Genomic DNA, 2,806 nt, shown 5'->3' on the forward strand with positions numbered 1-2,806 from the left:
CGTCCCCTGCCGGCCCTCATCGTGCGTGACCATGGCGTCACCGCCTGGGGGCAGACGATCTCCGAGGCCTTGCGGCATTTCGAGGCGGTGGAGTTCCTCCTCACCCTGCTCGCGCGAGGGTTTTAGGGCATCCGCGCGGCCTAGGACGCCTCCCACGGATTGAGCAGTGGCACGCCCATCACCACGAAATCGCCCGTGTTGCGCGTCACCACCGTCATGCCGTGGACGAGGGCGGTGGCAGCGATGAACGCATCGCGTTCCGGGCGCGGATCCGGCACATGAAGTTTGGCGCAGCGGCGGGCCACGGCAGCGTCTACGGGCAAGGTCCGTTCGGCGAATTCGCGCACGACGCGCGTCTCGAGCCAGGCAGACAAGCGATCACCTTGCTTGCGGTCACGTCGGGCGACCAACAGGATGCCAAGCGCAAGCTCCATGAGTGTCACGACCGACAGATAAAAATCGCCCGCATCCGCTTGCGAGAGCCACGTCGTGACACGGGGATCGGCCCTGCCATCGCCGGCCTTGCGCAGCTCCGAAATGACGTTCGTGTCGAGCAGGTACATTCAGTCGAAAACGGCTGGCAAGGGCGCTTTCCGCGACTGCGGCGGGTCGAACTCGATGTCGGCAAGCCCTGGCATGGCGAGGACGTCCACGATGCTGCGCGGGCGCCCCGTGATACGCCGGTACTCCTCGATGGTGAGCAACACATGCGCTGGTTGCCCGCGATCAGTAATGAATACGGGGCCGCGTCGCGCGGCCTTTTTCGCGCGACCGATATCCTGGTTCAGTTCCCGGCTGCTCAGGGTCGTGATTGTCACGGCACGTTGCTCCTGTCTTTTAATGTAGCAATGTTACTACTATCGGCAGCGGGGCACAAAGCCCGCACAGGGGACGGGCGCTTGCAGGCGTCGGCTGCGCGTGGCCCTCCTCTTCTGCGTGGACGCGGGGTCCGGGGCCCAAGCCGTGGGGAATCTTCTCGACGCACCGCGTGCGTGACCGTCGCCGAACCTAAGAACGGCCGTCGATTGCCCCTGCTGAAAGAATTGTGTTACCGATTCGTCATATTGCCCTCATACACTGACGGTCATCGCAACTCGGGGGGGTCGCGCCTGTCCCTAAGGCGGCCCCGTTCGCTCCGTCAGGACATCATCGATCAGGTTCTCCAGGCATGTGCTTCCTGCCGCTTTTGGTTCATACCGCGATCTGCCAGTTCAAGCTCGCGCTCTCCGCTATCCAAAAAAGGATGGGCAAGGCCCCGAGGCCCCCTGCGGTTCTGATCTGTGCCGCCAACCCGCTCGCCACGCGCTGCGCGGAGGCCATCACGGATGCGGGCTGGACCGGTCATCGCGTGCCGGGGCTACGCTATGTCGATCGCGCCGCCTACGCCTTGAGCGCGGTGGCTGTGGTCACCGACCGGATCGCAGCGCTCGCGGCGCGACACCCCCATGGTGCCTGGCATTTGCCGGTGGCGGCCTTAGGTCCCGCGCGCCGTGCGCCCGCTGCGTTTCATGGGGGCGCCGCGCTTTTCGTTCCTCTCCCGCTCCACCCCCCAACCTTGATTCTCGGTCTGTCTCGGATCATCCGTGCGACGGGACGGGAGGAGGCCTTTGGGGGCGCCGACGCCAATGGCTTGTGGCTCGACCCCTTGACTGCCCAGGCCCGGGTCGGCGCTACGCCGCTTGCGTTGTCGCCCCGCCATTTCTGTGTGCTGCACGAGTTGGCGCGCGTGCCGGGCAAGTTGCTTTCGGCCGAGCAGCTCTGTTCCGGTCACACCGGCATTCACTCTATGACACCCGCGGCCTTGGCGGTGTGCGTGTCGCGGTTGCGGAAGGTGTTGCGCGATGCCGGCGCGCCCGATTGCATCGAGACCGTATATCGCCTCGGTTATCGCTATACCGTCCCCGCGCCACAGCCAGAGGCACTCAGGGTCGTGCTGTCCTAAGCGCGACGCCCCTGTGCTTCCTGTCAACGACCCAACTTCTTTCGGGCCATGACCGTATCACCGCGAGGTCTCGAGATCGGTCTCAGGGACGCCCAACTTCCGCCCCCATTCGACCAGGAGTGTTATGGCCCCTTCCGCCACGTCTTTCGCGTCTTTCGCATCGTAGGCGTCGGCGATCTCCGTGCCTTCGGGTAGGGCATCGGGGTAGCGTGTTCCGATATAAAGCTTGTCGAGCCGTGCGGCCTGGGCGAGCAGCGGCTGCCGTCCCGGCTCCGGGGGGAGTTCGCGCAATAGTTGGGCGATCGAATGGGTCTTCGGGAGCCTTCCCGTGGCCACGAGCAAACCCTTGAAGGCCTTCTCCGCGGCCTGCTGGGCATGGAAGCACGACGGTGCGAAGCGTCCGAGTCCTTGAAGCGCCCGCGCGGTGTCGAGGTCCGACCGCGCGGCTTTAAACCAGCGCGCGGCCTGTGCGAATTCCGTCTCAATGCTCATAGATAAGGTCCCGTTCCTCCCATAAGGTCCGGAAAAAAGGTCCGTCCGCACGCTGCTTCGCGGCGAGTTCGGCTTGCGTCCACGGGATGATGTCGCAGCCAAAGGGCAGGGAGGCGCGGGCAACGATCTCGTAGGCCGCCGCCACTCTTTGCTTGAACGGCAAGCCCGCAAGGGCGTCTCCGACCTCGACCAGTACGTCCAGGTCCGAATCCCGCGACGGCACGCCCCGCGCCACCGACCCGAACACCCAAATCCGTCGGGCGCAGAGGCCCTGCGCGAGGGCCGGTACAAGGACCGAGAGGGCTGTATCGCGCATGGCGGCCGCACGACGCCGCGCCGCGCCGCGAATATCGAGTGCCGCAGCGCCGCCCC

At 65.6% G+C, this 2,806-nt stretch carries 6 protein-coding genes; 2 read left to right on the forward strand and 4 right to left on the reverse strand.

Features of this window, described 5'->3' with window-relative positions; genetic code table 11:
* Positions 1–21: 21 nt before the first annotated feature.
* The gene (locus ACYCTF_RS08815) at positions 22–126 is read left to right on the forward strand and encodes a class II aldolase/adducin family protein (RefSeq protein WP_461283876.1); all 105 of its coding nucleotides are present in this window, start codon (positions 22–24) and stop codon (positions 124–126) included.
* A 14-nt stretch (positions 127–140) separates the two neighbouring features.
* Here ACYCTF_RS08815 and ACYCTF_RS08820 read toward each other — a convergent pair whose 3' ends face one another.
* Positions 141–563 (reverse strand): PIN domain-containing protein, encoded by a 423-nt coding sequence (locus ACYCTF_RS08820; protein ID WP_461283873.1) that lies wholly within the window; start codon positions 561–563, stop codon positions 141–143.
* On the reverse strand, positions 564–818 hold the full coding sequence (locus ACYCTF_RS08825; RefSeq protein WP_461283872.1) for a type II toxin-antitoxin system Phd/YefM family antitoxin: 255 nt from the start codon (positions 816–818) through the stop codon (positions 564–566).
* A gap of 350 nt (positions 819–1,168) precedes the next feature.
* Between ACYCTF_RS08825 and ACYCTF_RS08830 the strand changes: the two genes are divergently transcribed.
* Positions 1,169–1,942: a winged helix-turn-helix domain-containing protein gene (locus ACYCTF_RS08830; protein ID WP_461283871.1), complete on the forward strand. Its 774-nt coding sequence runs from the start codon at positions 1,169–1,171 to the stop codon at positions 1,940–1,942.
* 57 nt (positions 1,943–1,999) lie between these two features.
* Here ACYCTF_RS08830 and ACYCTF_RS08835 read toward each other — a convergent pair whose 3' ends face one another.
* The gene (locus ACYCTF_RS08835) at positions 2,000–2,434 is read right to left on the reverse strand and encodes a HEPN domain-containing protein (RefSeq protein WP_461283870.1); all 435 of its coding nucleotides are present in this window, start codon (positions 2,432–2,434) and stop codon (positions 2,000–2,002) included.
* A partial coding sequence (locus ACYCTF_RS08840) for a nucleotidyltransferase domain-containing protein (protein ID WP_461284789.1) occupies positions 2,424–2,806 on the reverse strand: 383 nt, incomplete at its 5' end. The genes ACYCTF_RS08840 and ACYCTF_RS08835, both read right to left, overlap by 11 nt.

The sequence above is a fragment of the Acidiferrobacter sp. genome, assembly GCF_054609335.1.

Bases quoted from the DNA above. Each gene is read 5' to 3' on its own strand.
- ACYCTF_RS08820 (WP_461283873.1), bottom strand. From the start codon at position 563: ATGTACCTGCTCGACACGAACGTCATTTCGGAGCTGCGCAAGGCCGGC.
- ACYCTF_RS08830 (WP_461283871.1), top strand. From the start codon at position 1,169: ATGTGCTTCCTGCCGCTTTTGGTTCATACCGCGATCTGCCAGTTCAAG.
- ACYCTF_RS08835 (WP_461283870.1), bottom strand. From the start codon at position 2,434: ATGAGCATTGAGACGGAATTCGCACAGGCCGCGCGCTGGTTTAAAGCC.